The organism is Halomonas sp. AOP43-D1-4 (assembly GCF_052446175.1).
Classification (GTDB): Bacteria; Pseudomonadota; Gammaproteobacteria; order Pseudomonadales; family Halomonadaceae; genus Vreelandella; species Vreelandella citrativorans.
Window position 1 is genome coordinate 36,153 of sequence record NZ_JBQSVY010000009.1, and the last position, 25,847, is coordinate 61,999.

The window sequence follows — 25,847 nt, forward strand, 5'->3', positions numbered from 1 at the left end:
ATACTAAGCTACGCGGCTCATTCGACGATAGACCGTGCCGCGAAGCGCGCTAAGCAGCTCAATCTGGCTGCCTTGATATCACTTCGGTGGTGTTGACGACGACTCCAGCGGTCACGCAGGAGTATACCAGCGCTGCACTTTAACCGCATGAGAGATTGTCGACAAATCCGGCGCAAGATGTAAGAGACGTTATGAGCAGCCTATATTTACTCCACAAACCCTACCGCATGCTCTCCCAATTTACCGATAACGAAGGGCGAGCTACCCTTGCCGATGTTATTAAGGTGCCCGGTGTTTATGCGGCTGGACGACTTGATTATGACTCTGAAGGTCTCCTGTTACTTAGTGATGACGGCGCGCTCATCCACCGAATTGCGCACCCTCGCCACAAGCAACCCAAAACCTATTGGGTACAGCTTGAAGGCCAGGTCGACGACACCGCGCTTAATGCGTTGCGGGCCGGGATTACCTTGAAGGACGGCCCTACCCGCCCTGCCAAAGCTCGACTAATAGCGCCACCGGCACTTGCTCCCCGCGAACCGGCCATCGACCCCAAGCGCCACCCCTCCACTAGCTGGCTGGAACTGACCATTAGCGAGGGCCGCAACCGCCAGGTACGCCGGATGACCGCCCACGTCGGGTTTCCCACGCTACGCTTGATTCGTGCCTCGATAGGCGCCTGGCAGTTGGGTGATTTACAGCCTGGTGAATGGCGCAAGGAAACCCTGCATGCCCCAAGGAAGGCGCCAGGTTCCCAGCGCTCGGGCAAATCGCCTGCCTCGCGCCAGCGAAAGCCCTCATGAGCGCTACTCGAAGCAGTGCCATTCACAGTACAGCCGCCTGTGTTATTCAACGTCACGACCGCTTTTTACTGGTTGAAGAAGCCAAGGGCGGCCCAACTACCGTTTTTAACCAACCGGCGGGGCATATAGAGTTGGGCGAAGGCCCCATGGCGGCAATCGTACGGGAAGTGCAAGAAGAGACGGCCTGGCAGGTGACGCTTACGGGCTATTTAGGTCTGTATGTTTTTCACGCAAAGAGTGGCCAAACCTTTCACAGCCACGGGTTTCTTGCCGAGCCGCTTAAGCAGCTAGACACCCCACTGGACCGTGACATTGTGGCGACCCACTGGCTAACGCTTGACGAAATTCGCGCCTTAAAAGACGCAAACCGCTTAAGAAGCCCCTTGGTACTCAAACGCATTGAGGACGCTATCTGCGAACGCTGCTATCCATTAAGCGTCATTCAAGAGTGAAGCACTCGAAGCACCAACCCCCCATCGTGTATAATCACCGCCCAATTGCATACCACTTCAACCGAGGATGCCAATGACATCCACCAATGGCTCGCCCATTACCGAGGCGCCCGCCGCAGGCAAAGTAATTGTCGGCATGTCGGGTGGCGTCGATTCGTCTGTCTCCGCTCTTATCCTGCAGCAGCAGGGTTACGAGGTGGAAGGCCTGTTCATGAAGAACTGGGACGAAGACGACGGCACTGAATACTGCACGGCAAAGGAAGACCTTGCCGACGCCGAAGCAGTATGTGCCAAGCTGGGCATCAAGCTGCATACGGCCAACTTTGCCGCCGAGTACTGGGATAACGTGTTTGAGCACTTCCTGGAAGAGTACAAGGCCGGGCGTACACCCAACCCCGACATCCTGTGCAACCGGGAAATCAAGTTCAAGGTGTTTCTTGAGTACGCCGAAATGCTGGGCGCCGAGAAGATCGCCACCGGCCACTATGTGCGTGAAGGACGCGTTCGCCAAGGCACCAGTGGTGTTCGCCCGCGCCTGCTTAAAGGGCTGGACGGTAACAAGGATCAGAGTTACTTCCTGCACGCGGTGCCCGAAGCGGCTATCGCCCGCACGCTGTTCCCGGTGGGTGAGCTGGAAAAACCCGCCGTTCGTGCGCTTGCCGAAGAACACGACCTGATCACCGCCAAAAAGAAAGATTCCACGGGTATCTGCTTTATCGGCGAACGGCGCTTCCGTGACTTTTTACAGCAGTATCTACCCGCGCAACCCGGCAAGATTGAGACACCTGAAGGCGATGTAATTGGCGACCACATGGGGCTGATGTACTACACCCTGGGGCAGCGCCAAGGGCTGGGGATTGGCGGGCTGGCCAACTACTCCGAAGACCCATGGTACGTAGCGACAAAAGATTTAGAGCGCAACGTACTGGTCGTGGTACAAGGCAAGCATCATCCGCTGCTTTTTTCGGATACGTTGGCCACCGAGGCCATGGACTGGGTCGCAGGCGAACCACCCGCAGCGTCAGGCCGGTTTACCGCCAAAACTCGCTACCGGCAGAGCGACTGCCCCTGCGAAATGCGCACGTTGCCCGATGGCGGCGTTGAAGTGACGTTCGATGACCCGCAGTGGGCGGTGACGCCCGGCCAATCGTTGGTACTTTACGATGGCGATATCTGTTTGGGCGGCGGCGTTATTCGCGCGACATGGAATGCCACGGAGACTGCCGCATGAGCACCCCCACTCCCATTCACCGGGCACCTGACTCACCTGCTATACGCCAGGCACTTGCCTTGGCCGGAGTGTTTCAAGCAGCCAGCCTGGTGGATGAGCTAGCGCGCACCGGCCAAGTGGATACCCGCTCCTGGGACACGCTGATTGAAGCGACCGTGGATACCAACCCGGAAAGCTTTGAAGCGATCTATGGCGGCCACCCCAACAACCTGCGCCGTGGCCTTGAAACGCTTGAGGCGCTGGTAGGCCGTAAGCAGGCCAACCCGGTAGTGCTGCGCTACGGTTTTACGATTTTACTGGTCATGAATAAGCTGCGCACCAACAACGACATGATGGATTCTCTGGGCCAGCACCTTACCCGTATTCAGGGTCAGGCCGAACACTTTAGCGCTACCCATGAAAACGTCATCTCAAGCCTCGGCGAAGCTTACAAGGAGACGGTTTCCACGTTTAAAACGCGCATTGTAGTGCAGGGTGACCCCTCGTTACTGCAAAGCCGTATGATGCCGGAACGCGTGCGTGCCTGCTTATTGTCAGGCATTCGGTTTGGGCTCTTATGGCATCAGCAGGGTGGACGCCGCTGGAAGTTGATTTTTCAGCGCAAAGCTCTGCGCCGTGCGCTGGATAGCCTCGGTTAACGCTTTTAAATGGCGGATATTGCGCCTCTTTACTTTTTCCCGACTCACCTGTTCTTGAACTACTTGGAAACGATGCCATGCAACTCTCCGCTTTGACTGCTCTCTCTCCTGTTGACGGTCGCTACAGCGCCAAAGCGTCCGCGCTGCGCGAACACTTCAGTGAATTTGGTCTGATACGCGCCCGTGTAATTGTGGAAGTACGCTGGTTGCAGCGCATGGCGGAGCACCATCAAATCATTGAAGTGCCGCCTCTCTCCGCCGAGGCGACCGCCTTTCTTGAGCAGTTAGTGGGTGAGTTTTCGATTGCTGATGCCGAACGTATCAAAGAGATTGAGCGGACGACCAATCATGACGTGAAAGCCGTCGAGTACTTCCTGAAAGAGAAAATTGCTGGCAACGCCGAATTGAACGCAGTGACCGAGTTCATTCACTTTGCGTGCACCTCGGAAGACATCAACAACCTTTCTTACGGTGTAATGCTGGCCGATGGCCTTAAAGCACTGTTGCCTACCATGCACGAAGTAGCCGATGAAGTGGCTAAGCTCGCGATTACCCACGCTGCTCAGCCAATGCTCTCGCGCACCCACGGCCAAACGGCAAGCCCCACCACGCTTGGCAAAGAAATGGCTAACGTGGCCTACCGCTTAAAGCGCCAGCTCAAGCAGGTCGAACGCGTTGAAATTTTGGGTAAAATCAACGGCGCCGTTGGCAACTACAATGCTCACTTGACCACCTACCCCGACATCGATTGGGAAGCCAATGCGCGCACCTTCGTCGAAGGGCTGGGACTAAGCTTCAACCCCTACACGACACAAATTGAGCCGCACGACTACATTGCCGAGCTGTTCGATGCGGTATGCCGTTTCAACACCATTTTGATCGACTTTGATCGTGACGTTTGGGGTTATATTTCGCTGGGTTACTTCAAGCAGCGCACGGTTGAAGGCGAAATCGGCTCGTCTACGATGCCGCACAAGGTTAACCCTATCGACTTTGAAAACTCGGAAGGCAACCTCGGCCTGGCGAACGCCGTGCTTGCTCACCTGGCGCAAAAACTGCCCATTTCCCGCTGGCAACGCGACTTGACCGACTCCACCGTGCTGCGCAATTTAGGTGTAGGTTTGGCGTATGGCCTGATTGGCTATCACGCCAGCTTAAAAGGCATCAGCAAACTGGAAGCCAACCCTGAGCGCCTGGCCGCCGACCTGGATAACAGCTGGGAAGTGCTGGCCGAGCCGATTCAAACCGTTATGCGCCGCTACGGTATTGAAAAACCCTACGAAAAACTTAAAGAGCTGACACGTGGCAAGCGTATTGATCAGGCAGGCTTTGCCGCCTTCATTGATACCCTTGAACTGCCAGACGACGTTAAAGCAGCGCTTAAAGAGCTCTCCCCGGCAAGCTATATTGGTAATGCACAAGCGCAAGCTGAAGCACTTACTCAACGCCTGGGCAGCTTGTCATAAGCGCTGCGGCCACTCAATTAGGATACCGCCATGAGCCAACACGATAAGCCACTTACCCTGCTGGGCGATTTAACGCCCGAGGACTTCCTGGCCCACTACTGGCAACAGAAACCGCTGCTGATTCGTGGCGCTATACCTGACTTTCTAAGCCCGATTGATCCTGATGAACTGGCGGGCCTTGCTTGTGAACCGGGTGTAGAAGCGCGCCTGGTAGAAGAGAAAGGCCCCGACAGGGCCTGGCAGGTTTCTCATGGCCCGCTTGATGAAGCTACGTTTGAGCGCCTGCCTGAAGGCCACTGGAGCCTGTTAGTGCAGGCGGTTGACCACTATGTACCGGCGGTTGCTGCGCTGATGGATGAATTCGACTTTCTGCCACGCTGGCGGTTAGACGATATTATGATCAGCTATGCACCGCCAGGTGGAAACGTCGGCCCGCATATCGACCAGTACGATGTCTTTTTACTACAAGCCAGCGGTCACCGCCGTTGGCAGCTGGGGGGTAAGCAGTCCGATGACGCCCCGATTATTCAGGGCATTGACCTGCGTATCCTGGAAACCTTTGAGGTTGAACCAGACTCAGACTGGACATTGGCACCAGGCGATATGCTGTATCTTCCGCCGGGTTGGGCACATCACGGCGTCAGCCAGACCGATGACTGCATGACGATTTCGGTAGGCTTTCGCGCACCCTCTGCCGATGAGTCCATTACCTCTTACGCGGATTACCTGGGCGAGCAGTTGCCCGCGTCAAAACGCTACAGCGATGCGGGCATGGCGCCCGCAAGCCAAGCCGGTGAGCTGGATGATGCGGCTATCGAGCGCATGCGCCAGTTTATGCTGTCAACGCTGGACAACCCTGAGCAAATGGCGCAGTGGTTTGGCCGTGTGATGACGCAACCCAAGTACATGGATCAGGTCGCTCCGCTGGAGTCGCCGTTGGATGAAGCAGCGCTGGTCGCGCACCTGCAAGCGGGTGAACCGCTTTTTGCAATGCCCGGGTCACGCTTTGCCTGGCGTAGCGATTCGCGCGGCACCACGCTGTTTGTCGATGGCGATGGTCATTCCTGCTCTGAAGCACTTGCCAAGCACCTGTCAGAATCGGCTCCCTTCTATGAAGACGTTCTTGAGCTTGATGGTGCGGCGGCGTTACTTACCCAGCTGGTTAACACTGGCAGCATGGGCTTTATGGATGAAGAAGAGGACGAAGAGTAGATCCAGCACCTACCCAACGTCTCTCAATATTGAGCACCAAACGCCATCTTCGGATGGCGTTTTTTATGGGCCGGTGACGCGCCTGACGAAAAACGACTACACAAACACGCCATTTTGTTAACCCTCTGTCGTCAAGTTACAACCCCGTCTGCCTCCAAGTGTCAATTGTTGAATCCCTCCTTGTCGTCAATAGTTATTGCACTGCAGCGCTACCAGGTATCTCTGCCTAGACAGAAACCACGCCTTACGGCCGGTAGACGCTGATAACGTTTTCGCAAGCGCAGCACAAACACAACCTTGCGAAGTGCTGTTTACCCTGGAGGAATTGCTCATGTCTGGACTACTCAACGATATTAAAGCCATCGCTCAATTACGTGAGGCCCAAAGCGGCAAGTGGGAGGCAATTAAGCCTGAACATGCAGCGCGGATGCGTGCTCAAAACCGTTTCCATACAGGGCTCGATATTGCGCGCTATACCGCCAAGATAATGCGCAATGACATGGCTGCCTACGATGCCGATACGGCACAGTACACGCAGTCGCTAGGCTGCTGGCACGGTTTTATTGGTCAGCAGAAGATGATCTCCATCAAAAAGCATTTCGGCACCACCAAGCGCCGCTACCTCTACCTTTCGGGTTGGATGGTCGCTGCCTTACGTTCCGAGTTTGGCCCCCTGCCCGACCAGTCCATGCATGAGAAAACCTCGGTCGCCAACCTGATTGAGGAGCTTTACACCTTCTTGAAGCAGGCCGATGCCTGGGAGCTTAATCACCTTTTCCGCGCGCTGGATGACGCAAAATCCAGCGGTGACAGCGCCAAAGAGCAGGAAGTCATTAGCAAAATCGACAATTATGATACTCATATCGTGCCTATTATTGCCGACATTGATGCCGGTTTTGGTAATGCGGAAGCCACCTATCTGCTAGCGAAGAAGTTTATTCAAGCCGGCGCATGCTGCATTCAGCTCGAAAACCAGGTGTCCGACGAGAAACAGTGCGGCCACCAGGATGGCAAGGTCACGGTTCCGCACGAGGATTTTCTAGCCAAAATTAACGCTGTCCGGTACGCGTTTCTTGAGCTCGGCGTGGAAGATGGCGTTATCGTTGCTCGTACGGACTCGTTGGGCGCTGGGCTGACCCAGAAGATTGCTGTAACCCATGAGCCAGGCGACCTCGGCGATCAGTACAACAGCTTTCTGGATGGTGACGCTATCGAGAATGCTGCCGATATCAATAATGGCGATGTGGTTATCAAGCAATACGGCAAGCTGGTCAAGCCCAAGCGTTTGGCATCAGGCCTTTATCAGTTTAAAGCTGGATCGGGTGAAGACCGCGTCATTCTTGACTGTATTACCAGCCTGCAAAATGGCGCCGACTTGCTGTGGATCGAAACGGAAAAGCCCCACGTTGGGCAAATTGCCAGCATGGTCAACCGTATCCGCGAAGTGGTGCCCGATGCCAAATTGGTTTACAACAACTCGCCCTCTTTCAACTGGACGCTCAATTTCCGCCAGCAGGTGTTCGATGCCTGGCAAGCCGAGGGTAAGGATGTGTCCGCCTATCAGCGTGACAAGCTAATGAGTGTCGAGTACGACACTACCGAGCTTGGCCAGTTGGCGGATGAATGGACGCGCAATTTCCAGCGTGACTCATCCCGTGAAGCGGGCATTTTTCACCATCTTATTACGCTGCCCACCTACCACACTGCGGCGCTTTCAACCGACAACTTGGCCAAGGGCTACTTTGGTGAAGAGGGTATGCTGGCCTACGTACAAGGTGTTCAGCGAGAAGAGATTCGCCAAGGAATTGCCACGGTAAAACATCAAGACATGGCAGGCTCTAATATTGGCGATGACCATAAGGAGTTCTTCCACGGCGACGCAGCGCTTAAAGCGGGCGGCAAAGATAATACAATGAACCAGTTTGGCTAATGTAGCCGTACCCGCACTCCACGACGAAGTATCTTTATCTTAGGAGGCTTTTTAGCCTCCTTTTTTTATTGTTAGATATGCACACTGTTTTCTTATTCTCTGTCTACACTGGGATTTACGGCCTTTTGATATTCTCTGGTCTTAATTAGTCAATTCAGTTACTTTTTATAAACATTGCACTACCCTTGAAGCACCTGACTACTACTTTTTTAAGCTGCATACCTTGGAGGTTTTAATGAAACGTTTACTAGCTGTTGCTGCGTTAAGCATCCTGACCCTGGCCGGGTGTGCCAACACTGCCCCCTACTCAGGTGATGTGTATCGCGGCAACCAAGCTAAAACCAGCCAAAGCGTTACCTATGGAACCATCGTCGCGGTAAGGCCCGTACAAATTCAGGCAGATAGCCGTGCGGGAGGCTTGCTGGGTAGTGGCGGCGGCGCCATTATTGGTGGCCTGTTGGGTAGCCAAGTGGGTGGCGGTTCAGGTCGTCAGTTGGCAACTGTTGCCGGCGCTCTGGGTGGCACGATTGCGGGCACCGCTGCTGAAGACCGCGCCAACCGCATCAGCGCACTGGAAATGGAAATCCGCCTTGATGATGGCAGCGACGTGGTGGTGGTACAAGGAGCTGATCACGCCTACCAGGCAGGCCAGCGTGTTCGCCTGATCGGTAGTGGCTCAAACGTAAGCGTCGCTCCGTATTAATAGCGCTTCGCCGATAGGCTCGGGTTGATAGGTCTCGGGCTTGTCGCCAGGTAAGATGAACATTTACCACGTTAAGTAAGCTATTCGTTTTAACGCAAAAAAATGCCCGGCTATCTTTAGCCGGGCATTTTTATGTTCATAGCGGCAATCACATTCGCCGCTTGATAGCTTAATTAGTGCGACATATTGCTCGCCCAACCGGCCAGTTTCACAATGGCCCAACCAACCAACGCCAGCAAAATAGTCACAAGCAAAATATCCACCGGACGAACCAGCGTTGTTGCGCCTAATACAGCCAGCGTCGTTACCCACAAGTAGCGGTTATCGCCGTGGCTTTTCATCACGCCAGGCAAAAGCCGGTCCAGGCCTTGGCTGAGGCCATTATTCCACTTCTGATTGGCAAAGTAGGCAATCAGGACAAATGCAATAAGCCAAATAAAGAAGATTGTCATGCAAGCTCCAGTGAATGTGATCTTAAAAAGGGAAAAGTTGTTGGCTTAGAGTATCCCCGGTGACTGCAAGGCGCAACACCACTATTAACGATCAGGCGTAAAAACCCGGTTTACCCCCTGACAAGCCACGCCTCACGCGTTACCATATTGGGACATGCACTCACCGAAAGGTTATCCAATGCAAATTGCGCAAAACTCGGTTGTCGCGTTCCACTATACCCTGACCAACGATGAAGGTGAGGTGCTCGACAGTTCCGAAGGCCGTGAGCCGCTCACGTATCTTCATGGCGCTGGCAACATCATCCCGGGCCTGGAGAAAGAGCTGGAAGGCCGCGCAGCGGGCGACAAGCTGAACGTTAAAGTATCCCCCGAAGAGGGCTACGGCGAAGTCCAAGAGCAGCTGGTACAAGAAGTACCGCGTGATGCTTTTCAGGGCGTTGAAAACATTGAGCCGGGCATGCAGTTCCAAGCCCAGACTCAAGGTGGCCCGCTGATGGTGACCGTTAAGAACATCGAAGGCGATACCGTCATCGTTGACGGTAATCACCCGCTGGCAGGCCAGCAACTTAACTTTGACGTTGAGATTGCAACCGTACGTGAAGCAAGCCAGGAAGAAACCGAGCACGGCCATGTGCACGGTGAAGGTGGCGTTGAGCACTAAGTGCCCACGTTTGCTAAAAAGGCAGCCTGCGGGCTGCCTTTTTTTATGCCTTCATTAAACAACGGCGCTCGAAACAGCGCATTCCTAGCGTGATGGTTAACGTAACCGTTAACAGAATCCACGAAGCCCAGGCCACACCAAGCCAGCCAGCTCCCTGCCAAAAAGGCTCCAGCCAGAAGCCACCGAGACTTGCGCCCACGTAATAAAACACCAGGTAAAGGGCTGACGCACTGCCACGCGCGCCTTGGGCATAACGCCCCACCCAACTGGACGCCAGTGAGTGCGTTAAGAAAAAACCAAACGCATTAATCGTTAGACCGACAATAATTAGCACCAGCGAATCATGCAGAGTAACGGCGGTACCTGTCATCAGAATTACCACGCCTGCCATCATGCAAGTAGCCGGAGACGTGCGCTCGGCCAGTCGGCCAGAAATAGCCGATGCAAAAGTGCCGCCCAAATAGGTCAGGAAAATCAGCCCCAGCCCGCTCGCTGCCAGCGCATAAGGTGTAGCGGCCAAGCGAAAGGTGATGTAGCTATATTGATTGATAAAGATAAGAAAATTGATGCCGCCCAGGCAGTAGGCTGCAAGCAGCACCGGGTTGCGCAAATGCCCAGCCAGGTCTACCAGCGCGCGGCGAAGCTGAAAACGCTTGGGCTCAAACGCATGGCTATTAGGCAATAAGCGCCAAAATACTGCGCAGCCAACCAGCGTCATCGTCCCAACCACAATAAAGGAAGCGGAGGGCCCACCTATCTCCGCGACGGCCCCCCCTACGACCCGACCGCTAATACCGCCTAGCGTATTGGCACCAATATAGAGCCCTACGGCGCTTAGCAGCGCAGACTTTTCAAAGGCATCGCCCATCCAGGCAATAGCAACGGCGGGTAGGCCGCCTAATACAAACCCCTGAACCAAGCGAAGCAGTAGCAGACTTTCAAAGTTCGGAGCAAATGCCAGCGCCAGCGAACAGCCCCCCGCCAGCAGTAGCGTGATGCGCATAATGCCTTCACGGCCTATCGCATCGGAAAGCGGTCCAAAGACCAACAGGGACAAGGCAAGCGACAGCGTAGCAACCGACATCAGCAGGCTGACACCTAAGGTAGACACCTCGTAGGCCGTTTTAAGCTCGGGCAGTAACGGTTGAGGAACATACAGATTAATAAATACCAGAAATGACCCTAAACACAGGGCCATTGTTGCTCGCCACCAAGCGCGTGTTTTGGCTGCAATCATACCATTCCCAGGAGTAGACAACTTGCGGGGCTGGAAGCGAAACGCCAACAGCCCTGCCCCTTCACGGCGTGAAGTTACTGCCTAAATAAGCAAGGTTGGTGGGTTCCAGCGCCCGACGTGACTGCCAGTAATAACGCTGCCAGTAGCTGTTATCCAAACTGGAAATGATGACGCCTTGTGAGGTAGAGGCATGTAAAAAGTAGCCATCTCCGACATAGATACCCACATGGTTATAACGCCCTGGCGGACGGAAGAAAACCAGATCGCCCGCCTGCAGCTCTTGGCGGTCGATCGAGCGTCCCTCATGTATCTGGCCCGAAGTGGAACGGGGTAGTTCTAAATTAAACGTATCGCGATAAACATTACGTACCAGCGCCGAACAGTCGATTCCTCGCTCTGACGTCCCGCCGATGCGGTAAGGCGTCCCCGACCATCGCTGGTGCTGTTCCAGTAGTGCCTGGCGCACCAGAGTCGGTGGTGGTGTCTGAAAACTACGTAGCTGGTCTAATGAATTACTGACGGGTGACATCTGAGGACTAACGCCTTTCGCCATTCCTGGCAGCGTCATCGAGAAATAGTCCTCGGGCGACTCGATAGATTGATGCGAAGAGCCTGCACAGCCAGTCAGAAAAGCAATGACAACACAAACACTTACAACACGGACAGCGGTCACAGCGGGGTGTGGCAACGCAACCATGCGATTAACCTCGTACTATTATGGTGAAGGTAGGGTAATTAACACGCGTTAAACTATAAGCTAGACAATGCATGGTTGGCGAGTCTCAATGTAATGTTCGTGAATCACCGGGTAAGGTGTCGATATGCAGCGGCGCAAAATGGCGCGGTTTATTACCCGGAAAATCGAGGCTTGCCCAAGGGCCCGCAAGGATCGGTGCACCGCACACCCAAGCCACCATGGCTTGACGAAACCCGGCTAAAAAGCTGTCACGTTCGGGTGTTTCACCCATAAAAAACGAGAATCCAGCATACATTCCTGCGGCATACTCTTGCCAGCCAGCATAGTGATTAGCCGCCAAATGGTACGCACGGTCCAGCACCTCGGCAAATGCCTGGCTTTCCAGCCAACCCAACTGCCGGGCAGCGATCGCCAAATCGACAAGCTGAGCAATATCCCATGCGGCCATGTCAACATCATTACAGCTATCTTCATTACCCTGCACACGCCGTAGGCGAAGCAGATGGTGGCGATCTTCTTCGGCACAGTCACCCGATTCCAGAATCGCGATTTCCGCCTCTAGACGCTCCGGGTTCAGCGTATAGGGGGCATAGTTGATCTGATACTCTTGGCGATCGCCAGCTTCCAACATAAAGGTTAGAAACTCTTGCATATCGGCGGCACTACTCAAGTGATAGTGACTCTCCACCCACTCTTTAATGTCCGCGCACTCGCGCGCACTTTCTGGCTGAGGCTCACTCCACACGGCACTATTAAGCGGCCCAACCAGTGACATGGCCGTAAAATGGGTAAGCGTTGGCCGCCCGCCTGGCTCGCACCAGGCATCGGGGCGCCAATCCAGCCAGTAAAAAAGGCTCCCTGGATCTTCCAGGTGCCAAGCTATCTCGTTAATTAGCGAGGTATGCTCAGGCTCCGGCAAGCAGCTTTCCCAGGCAAACCAGGCTTCCAGCAACCGTTTGGGGTTAGGGTAAAAACGGCACAAGCAGCTACGCAGTTCACGGGCATAAGCAAGCAGCGGCTCACGCTCGAATAAACCGCTATCCAGCGACATGTGCAAATAGAAGGCAAACTTTTCCGCCATATGGATAGTGGCCGCATGACGGCTGACACCCTTCACCGCATTACGCTGCTTCAACTCGTCTGACGCGGGCTGACCAAACAGCGTGTGTGATGGCGGCAACACGCCGTGCACCGCATCGGCCGCTAACTGATTAAGATGATGTGCCTGGGCAGGCAGCCAGTAACGGGCGAGAACAGCGGGGCCCTCATCCGCATGCAGGCCAAGCGACTCTTGAAGGTAAAGCGCGGCATCTGCTCGGCGCTGCTCGGCAATGGGTGCACCGGGGTTTAGCTGGCGCAGCATGACATCGGGTTCACGTACCCCCGCTAACGCCAGCAGCCAGTGATGGGACGTATTGCGCCACGCTTTGACACGCTGTTGTGATGCTTGGCGACTCGTCTCATTCAACAGCGTAGAGGGCGGGCAGGCCCATGGGCTATGCGCTGCGTTGAGCAGTAAGACGTGATGAGGGTTGGGCGTCATATCGCGTCGGTCGACACCCTCAAAAAGGCTCTGACCGCGCATATAGGCTTTTAGAATAGCGCGCCAATCGTGATAGCGATGATTCATTAGGTCCGCTGCGTGGCATGCAAGATCATCTGCTTCTGCCTGGCTTAACCAACCACAACAAGCACCGGCCCAGGCAATCTCCACCAGCCGTAGCCAGTCCCACGCGGCCCACTCAAGCGGCTCGCCTTGGCTTACAAACGCGTTGAGGACACCCGCGTAGGGCGAGTCTTCTATTTCATCCTGCTGCCAAGCAAGCCGTTGGGCGTTATCCATCCCCAGCAGCTCACGGGCTTCAATATCCCAGCGCTGGCGCTCTCCCTGAGCGCTCAGCCATAGCGCCACTTCGAGTAGCTGCTCGCGGTCATTGATCTGCCAAATGCGTTCAAGCCATTGGTCGGCTTCCGGCCAATCGGCTCGGTCTGCGGGGTAGCTAATAACGGGGCGAAACAGCGCACATAAACGCCACACCTGCGCTTCTGCCGCCTGGGGCCATAACGGCGCCGGTGCGGGCAACTGTGCCAGCGTATGTTCAAGCCTTTGCCAGGTAATCCCTTCGTCTTCGCTTTCCAGTGCTGAGAGTGCCTGGCAGGCGTCAATAAAACGATCATCCGCGCCGGTTTCCCAGCCCTTGGCGCCCAGCACCCGGCGCAGCTCTGAAAGCCAGCCGCGTAAATCGCTGTAGTCAGCGGTAATACGGCGGATAACATGGTGCGCCCAGGCATGAGCCTGATCGGCATTTAACCACCCTGCTGCCCCGGCCAACGCCGACCACTCAAGCGCGCCCAATAAGCGGTCCGCTTCTCCTGTCGAAGCGCCTAACGCATGAAAAAGCTGTTCGGCCAGCTCGTTACGGCTGGTAATACCCAGTTGCAGCAAACGCTGCTCAGCAGCTTGCGTATCCACCGAGAGCGGATGCGGGGTAAATGCCCAATCACACAGCACCAGCTGTTGGGCCCACCAAGCGTTTAACGCGTCGACCAAGAGACACCTCGAAACAAAAAATCTACCAGCAGTGCGCTAGAGCAAAGCGCCTTAGTGTAACGGAAAGTGGTGGCAAGACCGATAGCTAAACTGACCGATTGGTGCAAAACGACACTGCCCGACACAAGGCCGGGCAGCAAATGATATCGAACCAGTGCGCCGCTTAAGCACGGCGTCTTTATTTAACGCTACGCGCTTCGCACTTTACTAATAACCCACAGCAGTACGACAGCCCCTACCGTAGCGGTCACTAGCGAGCCAATAAAGCCGCCCGCCTGCAAGCCTAGCAAACTAAACAAAAAGCCACCTAACACGGCCCCAACGATACCCACACCGATATTGCCCAGGATGCCGAAACCGCCGCCGCGCATGATATTGCCAGCGATCCAGCCAGCCAAACCACCAATAATTAACCACGCAATAAAGCCCATAGTGCCTCCTTGATATCCACTTTTCAGGGTTTTACCTATGTCTCTTACCTGCCAACCTAGGCGTTTTACCTACTCATTATGCTTGTCCTACCATAGCACACAGCGCGACAATCCTGCCTGATTTGATACACACCCTTTTAAGGAACGCTCATGACCCCTGATTCACTCGTAACTCTTATGGCTAGCGTAGACGGCCAGCAAATAGCGACGTGGGAAGGACGCAATGTCGCTCTTTTCAATATGCCCTGGGGCGAACTTGCCATTAGCCTACAAGGCGCTCAAGTGCTTCACTTCAAACCTGCCAATGATACCGGCTGGCTTTGGGTAACACCGACACCGCCCGCAATGCCCGACGTTATACGCGGCGGCATCCCATTATGCTGGCCCTGGTTTGCAGACGAGCGCTACGCCGACGAAAGTCCTGAACGCGACGGCCCATTCCACGGTTTGGCTCGCCAAGCCAGTTGGCGACTGGACGCCGTTGATGAGCACGCAGAGGGAATTGAGGTGCACCTTTCTCCCGAGCACCCTCTGCACAACCAACTCACCGCACGCGTGGTGGTTCAGGCCAACGCGCAGCGCTTAAATGTTGAGCTTATCAGTGAAAATATCGGCGATACGCCGGTTAAAACCAGCGGTGCGCTGCACACCTATTTAGCCGTTGATGACGTGCATCAGTGCCGTGTGGAAGGTCTTGCGGGCGCCCGTTACCTGGACAAACTGCGTGATTTTGCGGAGTCCGAGCAACAAGGCACGCTGGCTATCCGTGGCGGCATCGACCGAATTTATCACAGCAATGAAGCCGTGCTTCTAGATGATGGCGTGCGCCGCTTGCGCGTTGCCAAGCAGTCAAGTGATTCAACCGTGGTGTGGCACCCCGGTGCGAACCCTCCCGGCGACACACCTGCTGACGCCGCGCGCCATTTTTTGTGCATTGAAGCCGCCAACACGCGCCTTGACCCGGTGTGGCTGGTACCAGGCGCCCAGCACCTGCTGGGGACAACGCTAAGTCGCGGTTAATGCACGGTTCATCAACCCTTGGCTATGCTATTCACTATGCTAGCAACCAAATTAGCCATTACGTTTGCAACGCCGCCAGCCACTAATGTTCGCTCACTACGTGAGCCGCTTACGGCCACGGCCCCATGACTTCTGAATTCAGGATTAACAAAAGGAACGCCAGGATGCGCCAGCCGTTAAGCCGCGAACTGAGTAACTTACTGGAACGAGGCCGAGACCGTCAGCTGCGCTTAGCGGTAACGGGGCTATCACAAGCGGGCAAAACGGCGTTTTTAACCTCGTTGGTGAACCAGCTACGTCATGCGGGCGTCGAGGCAAGGCTGGATTTACTGCCCGCCGCCCGAGATGGCCGCTTACTGGGCGCTCAGCGGCTTAATCAACCCGATCTTGGCGTTCCCCGTTTCCCCTACGACCCGGGCATGGCGGCGCTGCGCGATACGCCGCCGCGCTGGCCCGAACCGACACGGGGCATCAGCGAATTACGCCTGCAGTTGCGCTATCGGCCTGCGCAAAACGGCTGGCTGTCACCGGATATCGCCCATTTAACTCTGGACCTGTTTGATTACCCGGGCGAATGGCTGCTCGATTTACCGCTGCTGCAGCACGATTTTTACAGCTGGTGCCAGGCCCAGCCCTTGTTGGAAGGCGAGCAGCGGCGCGCACTCTTCAGCGAGTGGTTAGACGCGGTGAAAGCTTTAGACCCCGCCTCGGAAGCGGACGAAGCGCAACTGGCGCACTTGGCTGATGCCTATGCGCAAGGGCTTCGTCGTGCCAAGGCAGCGGGCTTTTCGGACCTTCAACCAGGGCGTTTTTTGCTTCCCGGTGAGCTGGCGGACGCCCCGGTACTGCAGTTTTTCCCCCTGCCCCATCTTGATGCTTCCAGGGAAATGCTCAATAACCTGCCCCAAAGCAGCCTTTACGCCACGCTTGCTGCCCGTTTTCGCTACTATCAGCAACAGGTGGTGAAGCCCTTCTATCGCGATCATTTCAGGCGTTTTGATCGTCAGATTGTACTGGTCGATGTACTGGGTGCACTGAACGCCGGGCCAGAACGGTTTGAGGACCTTTCCCGTGCGCTGCGTCAATTAATGCAAAGCTTCGACTACGGCAAACGCAGCCTGCTATCGCGGCTGTTCGCACCCAAAATTGACCGTTTGGCCATCGCCGCCACCAAAGCGGATCACGTAACGCCAGACCAGCACAGCCATGTTGTACAGTTACTGGAAGCGCTGCTAGCCGAACCGCTGAAGGATTTACGCTTTGCCAACGTGCCGGTAAAAGCGCTGTCGCTTGCGGCTATTCGGGCCACCGAGGCACGCGAAGTATTGCAAGATGGAAAACGCTCCTCGGCGCTACGCGGCACGACGCTTGAGGGCGAAGACGTGCTGGTTTACCCAGGCGATGTCCCGACCCGCCTGCCCAATGCCGACTTCTGGCAGCACCAGGGCTTTGACTTCCCCAGCTTTCGACCCATGCCATCGGCATCGGATGCACTGACACATATTCGAATGGACGCCGCCATTGATTGGCTGATTGGAGATAAACTCGCATGACCGACCCACAGCCACGGCGTAATTTTCGCCTGCACAATACGCCCGACACGGCTACCGAGCAGGAGACCCGCCTACGCCAGCAGCAGCGCTTTGAAGCAACCGACGATGACCAGCCCCTTATAACGGCGGCCGAGGAACAGGCGTTACCCGCTACCAGCCTGGGCGCCCCACGCAAACGCCGCTGGGGGTTAATGTTTGCCTTGGCAGGTGGAGCCACGCTGGGCATCATCGAACTGGCCACCGGCATTCCCGATGCGCTTTCCCAGTCAGCGTGGATGAATTTGGCGTGGCAGCTGTTTGGCATCAGTCTGATTGGCTTAGGGGGCATGTCACTGATCAGAGAACTCGGCCGATTAAGGCGTCTGAAACGCCATGATCGACTGCGTAGCGATTTAGCTGAACTGCCCCAACGCTCGCCCCATCAGGCAAAGAAAATGGCAGAAGCGCTTCGCCAGCAATTAAAGCTTTCAGCGGACGACCCTCACTGGCAAGCGTTTGAGCGCGCCTGTGAGCCGCATCATAACGGAGAGGAAGTTCAGGCGCTGCTGCGCCACCACCTGTTGGCACCCCGCGATCGTGAGGCGCAACGTCTGATAACCCGTATGTCTGGGGAAACCGCCATTATGGTGACGATCAGCCCCCTTACGCTGGTGGATATGGCGCTGGTAGCCTGGCGCAGTCTCGCCATGGTCGACAGGTTATGCCGGCTTTACGGCCTGGAACTTGGTTACGCCAGTCGCTTACGTCTGTTTAGAAACGTGTTGCGCAACATGGCGTTTGCAGGCGTAAGCGAACTCGCCGCCGATGCCAGTATGGATATGCTCTCGCTACACCTGGCTGGCCGAATTTCCACTCGCGCAAGCCAAGGCCTGGCCACCGGGCTGCTCAGCGCCCGTTTGGGGCTACGCGCCCAACGCCTCTGCCGCCCGGTAGCCTTTATACCCGAAGAGCAACCCAGAATGGCCGATCTGCGCCAGGACCTCTGGCGCCAGATCAAACGGCTGGATAAAGAGCCTGCCCCGGCCACACGGACCAGGGAGTAGCCACTGGCTAAGCGATTCGCTGCTCGCTCACCGCATCAAACAGAATGGCTTGTTCCATATCAATACGCAGCGCCAGGCGCGTTCCGGCGACAACCGGGCATTTAGGACCAACGCGGGCAGTAACTTCCTGCTCGCCCAGCGGCAACCGCAGCAGGATATCCGCGCCGGTCGGCTCTACCACGCTGATATGTGCGTTCAGCAGCGTGCCCTCAGCCTGCGCCGTTAGACGCACATCCTCTTCGCTAAAGTGTTCTGGGCGCAGGCCAAGAATGACCGGTTGATTAAGACGCTCGTCCATACCGGGCGTCGCACGGCTTTCAGGCCAGGGAAGCAGCAGATCCATCTCACCTGGCGTTGTAATTCGCAGTTGGTAGCGGCCGTTCTCTTTTTCCAGCATCGCGCGAATAAAGTTCATGGAGGGCGACCCCATAAAGCCCGCCACGAACATATCGACCGGATTGTTATACACCTCATCAGGGCTGCCAAGCTGGAGGATATTGCCATCACGCATGACGGCAATGCAGTCGGCCAGCGTCATTGCTTCTACCTGGTCATGAGTAACGTAAACAATCGTAGTGCCCAGCCGTTGGTGGAGCTTTTTGATTTCAGTGCGCATATCAACGCGCAGCTTGGCATCCAGGTTAGAAAGCGGCTCATCGAACAGATAGACCTTGGGCTCCCGCGCCAGCGCCCGCCCCATCGCCACCCGCTGGCGCTGCCCCCCGGAAAGCTGGGCAGGCTTGCGCTCCAGCAGGTGAGTGATTTGCAATAAGTCTGCCACGCGCTCTACCGAGGCTTCGCGTTCGGCTTTGGGCACTTTACGCATCTCTAACCCGAAGCTAATGTTCTGGCGCACGGTCATGCTGGGATAAAGCGCATAGGACTGAAACACCATGGCGATATCGCGCTCGGCAGGCGTGTTAAAGGTGACGTCTTCGCCATCAATCAAAATATGGCCGCTAGTCACCGGCTCAAGCCCGGCAATCGCGTTCATTAGCGTGGACTTGCCGCAGCCAGAAGGCCCGACCAGAATCAAAAAATCACCGGAATTAATCGAAATACTGACGTCTTTCAGCACTCGCTCGCTGCCAAACTCTTTACGAACGTTGCGAATTTCTAATGTCGACATAAAAAAACACCCTGTTTTGTTATCAGGCTCTTCTCAGAACTAGCCTTTGACGGAGCCGGCGGTTAACCCACGCACGAAGTATTTGCCTGCCAGTACGTACACCACCAGGGTGGGTAGCGCTGCGATCATCGCTGCTGCCATATCGACGTTATATTCACGTACGCCGGTAGAGGTGTTGACAAGATTATTAAGCGCTACGGTCACGGGCTGAGTGTTGTGGGCCGAAAATGCCACGCCAAACAAAAAGTCATTCCAGATTTGAGTGAACTGCCAAATCACCGAGACGACGATGATCGGTGCAGAAACCGGCAACAGGATTCGCCAGAAAATGCGGAAGAATCCGGCGCCGTCCAACTTCGCAGCCGACACAAGCTCGTTGGGAATACCCACATAAAAGTTACGGAAGAAGAGCGTGGTAAACGCAATACCAAACACCACATGCACCAGTATCAAGCCAGCACGTGAGCTGGAAATGCCCAGCCAACCCAGGGTTTGCGCCATGGGCAGCAACACCACCTGAAAGGGAATGAAGCAGCCGAACAGCATTAACGCAAACACCAATTCGGACCCCTTAAAGCGCCATTTGGTGAGCGCGTAGCCGTTAAGGGCGCCGATGGTGGTTGAGATCAATACCGCAGGAATAACGATTGCAAAGGAGTTCCAGAAATAACCGCCGACGCCATCGCAGCGCATGCCGGTACAGGCTTCTCCCCAGGCTTTTGTCCAGGGCGCGAGCGTCGGATTTTGTGGCCACGATAAAAGTGTTCCGGCGCTGATTTCACTAAGCGGCTTCACCGAGGTCATCAACATCACGATAAGCGGCAGGATATAAAACAGCGCAGCAAGAATCAGTACGCCGTACAGCACAACACGACCCAAGCGGGCCGCGAAGGTTTGGCGACGAATGACATTATCCATGCTTACGGCTCCTTAATTCGGAGTAGAGATAAGGAATCAAAATCGCCAACACGCCGCCAAGCATGAGCATGGCACTCGCAGACCCCAAGCCAATCTGGGCGCGATTAAACGCGTGGGCATACATAAAGGTGGCCGGTAAGTCGGTCGCGTACCCAGGCCCGCCGCCGGTCAGTGCAATCACCAGGTCAAAACTTTTGATCGCAATATGCGCCAAAATCATTACGGCACTAAACACCACCGGGCGCAGGCAGGGCATAACCACACGCCAGTAAATGCGCGGCAGGCTTGCACCATCTAACTGGGCCGCTTTGACAATGCTGTCGTCGATGCCGCGCAGCCCGGCCAGAAACAGCGCCATAACAAACCCGGATGCCTGCCATACGGCCGCAATGACCAGGGTGTAGATCGCCATATCCGGGTCAATAATCCAGTCAAAGCGAAAGGACTCAAAACCCCAGCTCTGCACCATCGCTTGAATACCCAGCTGCGGGTTAAGCAACCACTTCCACACGACGCCAGTGACGATAAATGACAGCGCCATGGGATAGAGATAAATGGTGCGTAGCGCGCCTTCCTGGCGAATTTTTTGATCCAGCAAAATGGCCAGAAACGCACCGATTACCAGACAAATGGCCACAAACAGCACGCCAAAAATCATCAGGTTGGTTGAGGCAACCCACCAGCGGTCGTTCGCCATTAAACGGGCATATTGCCCAAAGCCCACAAAATCGTAGCTGGGCAGCATGCGCGAGCTGGTCAACGAGAGCACGAAGGTCCACAACATAAAGCCGTAAACAAAGAACAGCGAAATCGCCACCGACGGCGCCAACACCAGGCGCGGAAGCCACGCCTGCAGACCACCAGAAGATGTTGACCGCTTGGCACCAGGCGCCAGGCCCAGCGCAGAGGTATTTTTCATGGGGAGGTAACTCTTATAAAAGAAGTGGCTTACCCGTAAACTCAAGCGCCGCCGTTGCGGCGGCGCCCTACAGCATTTCCTGGCGGTATTGCCTGCCCCCTACCTGAGTCAGGCTAAACCAAGCCAAGCGAAAAGCGCGTTAGAACGAGGCCGCTTGCGCTGCGCTCACCATACGTTCAGCGGCTTCTTCGGCGGTCATATCAGCACTATTGAAGTAGTTAGTTACGACGTCAAAAATAGCCCCTTGTACATCCGCGCGAACGGCCATGCCGTGCGCCATACTAGGCACTAAACCGCCCTCTTCAGCGGTGCGCTGAAAGTCGGCCAGCGACTGCTGGGCACAGCTGTCGAATTCATTCATATCCAGGTCAGGACGCGCTGGAATTGAGCCTTTCGCCAGGTTGAAGGCTTCCTGGAAAGTAGGTTCAAGTACCAAACGTGCCAATGCCTGTTGCGCCTCACGCTCGCCGTCATCCGTTACCCGGAACATGGCCAGACTATCAATGTTGAAGGTAAATGCGTCTTCCGTGCCGGGTGCCGCTGCACACAGATACTCTTCTCCGGCTGTCAGTCCCGCCGCGGTAAACTCACCTTTGGCCCAGTCACCCATCAACTGCATGCCTGCCACGCCTTCAATCACCATCGCAGTGGCAATGTTCCAGTCACGCCCAGGCATACCTTCGTCCATTAGCTCACGCAGACGCTTGAAGTCTTCCAGCGACTCGATCATTTGATCGCCACCCAGCGCTTCCGGATCTAAATCCACCAACGCCGCTTGGTAAAACTCACTGCCTTGACCACCTAATAACACGCTTTCAAATACCGTAGCGTCTTGCCAGGCTTGGCCACCGTGCGCCAGCGGCACAAAGCCCGCTTCGCGAATGGCTTCTCCCGCGACAAACAGCTCATCCAGGGTCGTTGGCATTTCAACCCCAGCGGCGTCCAGTACTTCAGGGTTGGCCCATAGCCAGTTCACCCGGTGGACGTTAGCAGGTACCGCCACATACTGACCGTCATAGCGCATGATATTGGCGACAACCTCAGGCAGCAGTTCATTCCAGCCTTCGGCGTCTGCGACATCATCAAGATTACCTAACAGACCCAGCTCGCCCCACTCCTGGATTTCAGGCCCCTTGATTTGAGCCGCTGAAGGAGGATTGCCAGACATGGCACGCGACTTGAGCACGGTCATCGCCGTTTCACCACCGCCCCCGGCGACAGCAAAGTCCTGCCAGCCGTAACCTTCCGCTTCCATCAGCTCTTTAAGCACGTTGGCAGCGCGGGCTTCACCGCCGGAGGTCCACCAGTGAAGTACTTCGACGTCATCAGCGTGAGCTGTCGCGGCAAGTGTCGCCCCGGCTAAGGCGAGTGCGAGGGTGGTTTTCTTAAACATCGGCATTGCGTCGCTCCTGATATTGTTATTGTCCTCTCGGACGTTCGGCCTTTAGAAGGTTACTCCAGGAAAAGCAGCAACGTGAGTTACCGAGTGCTGCATAGTGTTGGAGGTTTATTACAAACCCGTAATAGTTTCTTGGCGCGGTAGCGTAAGGGTCACGATTAGGCCTTGTTCGGCATGGTTGGCAAGCTGAATATTGCCACCGTGTGCCCGGGCGATATGCTTGGCAATGCCTAACCCCAGGCCGCTACCGCCGGTATGGCGGCTGCGAGAAGGTTCCAGCCTTACAAAGGGCGAAAACACGCGTTCTAACTGCTTTTCAGGAATGCCCGGTCCGTAATCGCGTATCTGCAAGGTGACGCTTTCCTCCTCATCAACCAGATAGATATCCGCCTGCTTACCATAAAAAATCGCGTTCTCAAGCAAATTGGCCAGGCAACGCTTTAGCGCTAGAGGCTTGGCAACAATCGGCGCGATGTTGACGGCACTCTGGCGCTCAATCTTGACATCCCCCCCTTGCAAGCTAAGCGCCTCGGCCAGTTCTTCAAGCAGTTGCTCTAGGGACATAGTCACCGGTTCTTCATGCAGATCCAGCCCTTTTACCGATGCCAGCGCGCCTTTTACCAAACTATCCAATTCGTCCAGAGAGGCACAAAAACGCTCGCGCTGGAGCGTGTCATCCAGCATCTCGGCACGCAGGCGCATACGGGTAATCGGTGTTTTTAGGTCATGAGAAATAGCGGAGAACAGCCGCTCGCGCTCCTCAATCTGCTCGCGTATGCGTCGCTGCATTCGATTAAACGCAATGGCAGTGGCCGCCACCTCTTTGGGGCCGCTCTCCTTTAAGGGGGGAATATCAAGGTCATCTCCCAACTGCCTGGCCGCGCGTGAAAGCCGTGCCAGCGGCCGGGTCACGCTGGTAATGCCCAGTAACGAAAGCGCCAACACGCTCAGCAGTACCAAAAGCCCTACCAGCAAACGCTCTTCAGAAAGCCAGCGATAGCCGCTAAAAATATCGGGCACGCCCAGGAGCGTGGCAACGTAAAGCCAGGTGCCGGGTGAAAGCTCTAACTGTACAACTAAAATGGGCGGCGATAGCGGCTCCATCATCAGGCTGTGCTGCCCCCAACGGGGCGGCAGGTCATAAAGAAGCACCTCGTTATTGAGTACGCGCAGATTTTCCGGACGCGAAAATTCGACGACGACATCGTCAATATTAAGCTCTCGAGTGAGCACCGAACGTACGTTGTTAACGACAACTTCTTTTTCCAGCCCCGAGCCAATATCGTTGACCATGAGTCGGCGCTCGTTAACGCTCACAAAAAACCGCGTTCCGCCCATATTGCGTAACTGATCCAGCACAATATGGCGGTATTCAACGGGTAGCGAGCGGAAGAACCGCATGGTGGAGGCGATGCTAAAGGCCATGTTGGTGGACAGCTCATCAAGCTGAGCCAAATGGCTGGATCGTACTTGAGAACTCCAAAGCGCATAGCTGGCGCCTTGAGCCACCAGCCCCCCAGCGATCATGATAATGACAAAACGCCCACGCAGAGAAGCAGGCAGCCAGCGGGCCAGCCTACGTCTAATGCCTCTCCATCCTGTCGCTTTCACGTTAATGCATCTACCTGGGCGGTTAACACATAGCCCGCCCCGCGCACCGTGCGGATCAGTTGCGAATGCTGAGCATCTTCGCCCAACCGTTGGCGAAGCCGACAAACGTGAACATCAATGGAGCGATCAAACGGCGGCGCGTCTCTCCCCCGGGTCAGCGCATAGAGATCATCCCGCGAGAGCACCGTGGCAGGGTGTTCCAGAAACACTTGAAGTAGCTGAAAATCGGCACCTGAGAGCGAGGTACGCTCACCCTTCTCGTCAATCAGCTCTCGCGTCATGCGATCCAGCTGCCACTGACCAAACCCCACCCAACGCGCTTGCCCTGTGGGAATAGGCGCCGCATCACTGCGCGTACGCCGCAATACTGCTTTAATGCGCGCTAACAGCTCGCGGGGGTTAAATGGCTTGCTCAGGTAGTCATCAGCACCTAACTCCAGGCCGAGAATTCGATCTGTCTCATCAGCACTGGCCGTGAGCATAATAATCGGCACATCGCTATGTTTTCTCACATCACGGCAGATGGTAAACCCGTCTTCGCCGGGCAACATTAAATCGACAATCAGCAAGTCGGGAGAACACTCCAAGCGCAGAGCATGCAGCGCTTCGGCACCATCGGCGGTGAAAACACGATAACCGTGGCGACCCAGATAATCAGCAAGCAGCTCACGAATTTCCGGATCGTCATCGACCACAATCAAGGTAGCAGCGGGTGTCGTCATTGCAGCGGCTTTGGCCCTACGTTGTTGTCGTTCTGGGGCCATGATGATGGTCGAGGGGACCGGGTATCTCAAGCCCCCTTCGACTAATGATGGGACTGACGCTAACGAATCTTCTTTTTAATGTCGCTTTCAGAGTGCAAATCGCTCGCGTAACAGCACAGCGACGGCCGCCTCGCCGTGGTGGCCTATCTGCCGCGCGGCGTTTAGCCTGCCGGCCATTTCTGGGTGTGAGTTAATCATGAAGTGCGGCTCGCCCACCAGGCTTAGCATCTCAACGTCGTTGAGGTTGTCGCCAAAAGCAAGGCAGTCTTCAGGTGCAACCGAGAGGCGCTTGAGCAGCGCCGACAAAGCTACTCCCTTATTGACGCCTCCCGCCATAATCTCTAACGAATCGCTGGTTGAATAGGTCACGTGAAGCGAGCCATCATTAATTTCGCGGATGGCGGTTTCGACCTTTAACAGCGCATCGGGGCGCCCGCCGTAAAGCACCTTACCTATCCCCTCGGTAGGCATCTTCTCCGGTGGCACCACCTGGTAGACAAAGCCCGTGGCTGCATGCATTTCCAAATGGCTGGGCGACTCAGCATCTATGTACCAGGCATCGTCCAGGTAAAGGCTTAACCGTACACCGTCCGGGCGCGGCAATTTAATCAACGCGGCAGCCTGAGGGGACCCGACATGGTAGGCCGCCAGCAATTGATCGTTAGGGTCGTGTGTATAGGCACCGTTACTGCTGATTAAATGGATGGGAACATTGAGCTGATCTCTAAAAACACGCATATCGGCGTAGTGGCGTCCTGATGCAAGCACCAAAAGATGCCCCTGGTTGACCAACGTTCTTAAGACCTCAATGGTATCTTCGTGCAAGCGATGGTCGCGCCCCAATAGGGTGCCATCAAGATCAGAAACAATCAGCCGTGGTGTCATAACGTGCGCTCTCCATTAATGAAACATCAGCTTAACCGATCCTCCTCGGGCTATGTAACACCTTGATACTATCTAAGATACTATCTAACTAACATCAACTTCCACGGCGGATAATTGGCGCAGCCCCTGGGAATCCGTATAG

General features: G+C 55.5%; 24 protein-coding genes. 12 read left to right on the top strand and 12 right to left on the bottom strand.

Annotated elements, in window-relative coordinates:
• Nucleotides 1-191: 191 nt before the first annotated feature.
• The 8 genes from ACT3RQ_RS11120 to ACT3RQ_RS11155 all read left to right on the top strand — a co-directional run bounded on the left by ACT3RQ_RS11120 (nucleotide 192) and on the right by ACT3RQ_RS11155 (nucleotide 8,435).
• On the top strand, nucleotides 192-803 hold the full coding sequence (locus ACT3RQ_RS11120) for a pseudouridine synthase (protein WP_444628534.1): 612 nt from the start codon (nucleotides 192-194) through the stop codon (nucleotides 801-803).
• A complete protein-coding gene (locus tag ACT3RQ_RS11125; protein WP_193054836.1) occupies nucleotides 800-1,255 on the top strand; it encodes an NUDIX domain-containing protein in 456 nt (151 codons plus the stop codon). The genes ACT3RQ_RS11120 and ACT3RQ_RS11125 overlap by 4 nt, the downstream gene beginning before the upstream one ends.
• 73 nt (nucleotides 1,256-1,328) lie before the next feature.
• Nucleotides 1,329-2,486: a tRNA 2-thiouridine(34) synthase MnmA gene (mnmA, locus tag ACT3RQ_RS11130; RefSeq protein WP_444639639.1), complete on the top strand. Its 1,158-nt coding sequence runs from the start codon at nucleotides 1,329-1,331 to the stop codon at nucleotides 2,484-2,486.
• A complete protein-coding gene (gene hflD / locus ACT3RQ_RS11135; RefSeq protein WP_087106212.1) occupies nucleotides 2,483-3,124 on the top strand; it encodes a high frequency lysogenization protein HflD in 642 nt (213 codons plus the stop codon). The genes mnmA and hflD overlap by 4 nt, the downstream gene beginning before the upstream one ends.
• Nucleotides 3,125-3,201: 77 nt before the next feature.
• Entirely contained in the window at nucleotides 3,202-4,590 is a 1,389-nt protein-coding gene (gene purB, locus ACT3RQ_RS11140; RefSeq protein WP_444639638.1) for an adenylosuccinate lyase, read from the top strand.
• 30 nt (nucleotides 4,591-4,620) lie between these two features.
• Nucleotides 4,621-5,802: a JmjC domain-containing protein gene (locus ACT3RQ_RS11145; protein ID WP_444639637.1), complete on the top strand. Its 1,182-nt coding sequence runs from the start codon at nucleotides 4,621-4,623 to the stop codon at nucleotides 5,800-5,802.
• Between the two features lie 331 nt (nucleotides 5,803-6,133).
• On the top strand, nucleotides 6,134-7,732 hold the full coding sequence (locus tag ACT3RQ_RS11150) for an isocitrate lyase (RefSeq protein WP_444680495.1): 1,599 nt from the start codon (nucleotides 6,134-6,136) through the stop codon (nucleotides 7,730-7,732).
• A 235-nt stretch (nucleotides 7,733-7,967) separates the two neighbouring features.
• On the top strand, nucleotides 7,968-8,435 hold the full coding sequence (locus tag ACT3RQ_RS11155) for a hypothetical protein (protein ID WP_444680496.1): 468 nt from the start codon (nucleotides 7,968-7,970) through the stop codon (nucleotides 8,433-8,435).
• 173 nt (nucleotides 8,436-8,608) lie between these two features.
• Here the strand turns inward: ACT3RQ_RS11155 and ACT3RQ_RS11160 are convergent, their stop codons facing one another.
• Nucleotides 8,609-8,887: a hypothetical protein gene (locus ACT3RQ_RS11160; RefSeq protein WP_444639635.1), complete on the bottom strand. Its 279-nt coding sequence runs from the start codon at nucleotides 8,885-8,887 to the stop codon at nucleotides 8,609-8,611.
• Between the two features lie 178 nt (nucleotides 8,888-9,065).
• On the opposite strand from ACT3RQ_RS11160, the gene ACT3RQ_RS11165 reads away from it, so the two are divergent.
• Nucleotides 9,066-9,548: an FKBP-type peptidyl-prolyl cis-trans isomerase gene (locus ACT3RQ_RS11165; RefSeq protein ID WP_172117189.1), complete on the top strand. Its 483-nt coding sequence runs from the start codon at nucleotides 9,066-9,068 to the stop codon at nucleotides 9,546-9,548.
• Between the two features lie 43 nt (nucleotides 9,549-9,591).
• Here the strand turns inward: ACT3RQ_RS11165 and ACT3RQ_RS11170 are convergent, their stop codons facing one another.
• The 4 genes from ACT3RQ_RS11170 to ACT3RQ_RS11185 form a co-directional block, all read right to left on the bottom strand.
• Nucleotides 9,592-10,785: an MFS transporter gene (locus ACT3RQ_RS11170; RefSeq protein ID WP_444680497.1), complete on the bottom strand. Its 1,194-nt coding sequence runs from the start codon at nucleotides 10,783-10,785 to the stop codon at nucleotides 9,592-9,594.
• 61 nt (nucleotides 10,786-10,846) lie between these two features.
• Nucleotides 10,847-11,482: a C40 family peptidase gene (locus ACT3RQ_RS11175; protein ID WP_444680498.1), complete on the bottom strand. Its 636-nt coding sequence runs from the start codon at nucleotides 11,480-11,482 to the stop codon at nucleotides 10,847-10,849.
• An 85-nt stretch (nucleotides 11,483-11,567) separates the two neighbouring features.
• On the bottom strand, nucleotides 11,568-14,033 hold the full coding sequence (locus ACT3RQ_RS11180; protein WP_444680499.1) for a DUF1266 domain-containing protein: 2,466 nt from the start codon (nucleotides 14,031-14,033) through the stop codon (nucleotides 11,568-11,570).
• Between the two features lie 188 nt (nucleotides 14,034-14,221).
• A complete protein-coding gene (locus ACT3RQ_RS11185; protein ID WP_192527808.1) occupies nucleotides 14,222-14,464 on the bottom strand; it encodes a GlsB/YeaQ/YmgE family stress response membrane protein in 243 nt (80 codons plus the stop codon).
• Between the two features lie 150 nt (nucleotides 14,465-14,614).
• Between ACT3RQ_RS11185 and ACT3RQ_RS11190 the strand changes: the two genes are divergently transcribed.
• From ACT3RQ_RS11190 to ACT3RQ_RS11200, 3 genes are all read left to right on the top strand, one after another.
• A complete protein-coding gene (locus tag ACT3RQ_RS11190; protein ID WP_444680500.1) occupies nucleotides 14,615-15,484 on the top strand; it encodes a D-hexose-6-phosphate mutarotase in 870 nt (289 codons plus the stop codon).
• A 164-nt stretch (nucleotides 15,485-15,648) separates the two neighbouring features.
• The gene (locus ACT3RQ_RS11195; protein ID WP_444680501.1) at nucleotides 15,649-17,037 is read left to right on the top strand and encodes a YcjX family protein; all 1,389 of its coding nucleotides are present in this window, start codon (nucleotides 15,649-15,651) and stop codon (nucleotides 17,035-17,037) included.
• A complete protein-coding gene (locus ACT3RQ_RS11200; protein ID WP_172117195.1) occupies nucleotides 17,034-18,080 on the top strand; it encodes a YcjF family protein in 1,047 nt (348 codons plus the stop codon). Before ACT3RQ_RS11195 ends, ACT3RQ_RS11200 begins: the two co-directional genes overlap by 4 nt.
• A gap of 7 nt (nucleotides 18,081-18,087) precedes the next feature.
• On the opposite strand, the gene ACT3RQ_RS11205 is transcribed toward ACT3RQ_RS11200, so the two are convergent.
• From ACT3RQ_RS11205 to ACT3RQ_RS11235, 7 genes are all read right to left on the bottom strand, one after another.
• Nucleotides 18,088-19,209: an ABC transporter ATP-binding protein gene (locus ACT3RQ_RS11205; protein WP_172117196.1), complete on the bottom strand. Its 1,122-nt coding sequence runs from the start codon at nucleotides 19,207-19,209 to the stop codon at nucleotides 18,088-18,090.
• A 39-nt stretch (nucleotides 19,210-19,248) separates the two neighbouring features.
• Nucleotides 19,249-20,127, bottom strand: coding sequence for a carbohydrate ABC transporter permease (locus ACT3RQ_RS11210; protein WP_193056747.1), 879 nt, complete (start codon nucleotides 20,125-20,127; stop codon nucleotides 19,249-19,251).
• On the bottom strand, nucleotides 20,120-21,046 hold the full coding sequence (locus ACT3RQ_RS11215; RefSeq protein ID WP_444680502.1) for a carbohydrate ABC transporter permease: 927 nt from the start codon (nucleotides 21,044-21,046) through the stop codon (nucleotides 20,120-20,122). Before ACT3RQ_RS11215 ends, ACT3RQ_RS11210 begins: the two co-directional genes overlap by 8 nt.
• A 139-nt stretch (nucleotides 21,047-21,185) precedes the next feature.
• Nucleotides 21,186-22,445, bottom strand: a complete 1,260-nt coding sequence (locus ACT3RQ_RS11220; protein ID WP_193054827.1) for an ABC transporter substrate-binding protein — start codon at nucleotides 22,443-22,445, stop codon at nucleotides 21,186-21,188.
• A gap of 111 nt (nucleotides 22,446-22,556) precedes the next feature.
• The gene (locus tag ACT3RQ_RS11225; protein ID WP_444680563.1) at nucleotides 22,557-23,972 is read right to left on the bottom strand and encodes an ATP-binding protein; all 1,416 of its coding nucleotides are present in this window, start codon (nucleotides 23,970-23,972) and stop codon (nucleotides 22,557-22,559) included.
• 80 nt (nucleotides 23,973-24,052) lie between these two features.
• Nucleotides 24,053-24,778 carry a response regulator gene (locus tag ACT3RQ_RS11230; RefSeq protein ID WP_444680503.1) on the bottom strand — a complete coding sequence of 242 codons (726 nt, stop codon included), beginning with the start codon at nucleotides 24,776-24,778 and terminating at the stop codon, nucleotides 24,053-24,055.
• 129 nt (nucleotides 24,779-24,907) lie between these two features.
• Nucleotides 24,908-25,705 (bottom strand): HAD family hydrolase, encoded by a 798-nt coding sequence (locus ACT3RQ_RS11235; protein ID WP_444628546.1) that lies wholly within the window; start codon nucleotides 25,703-25,705, stop codon nucleotides 24,908-24,910.
• Between the last annotated feature and the right edge of the window lie 142 nt (nucleotides 25,706-25,847).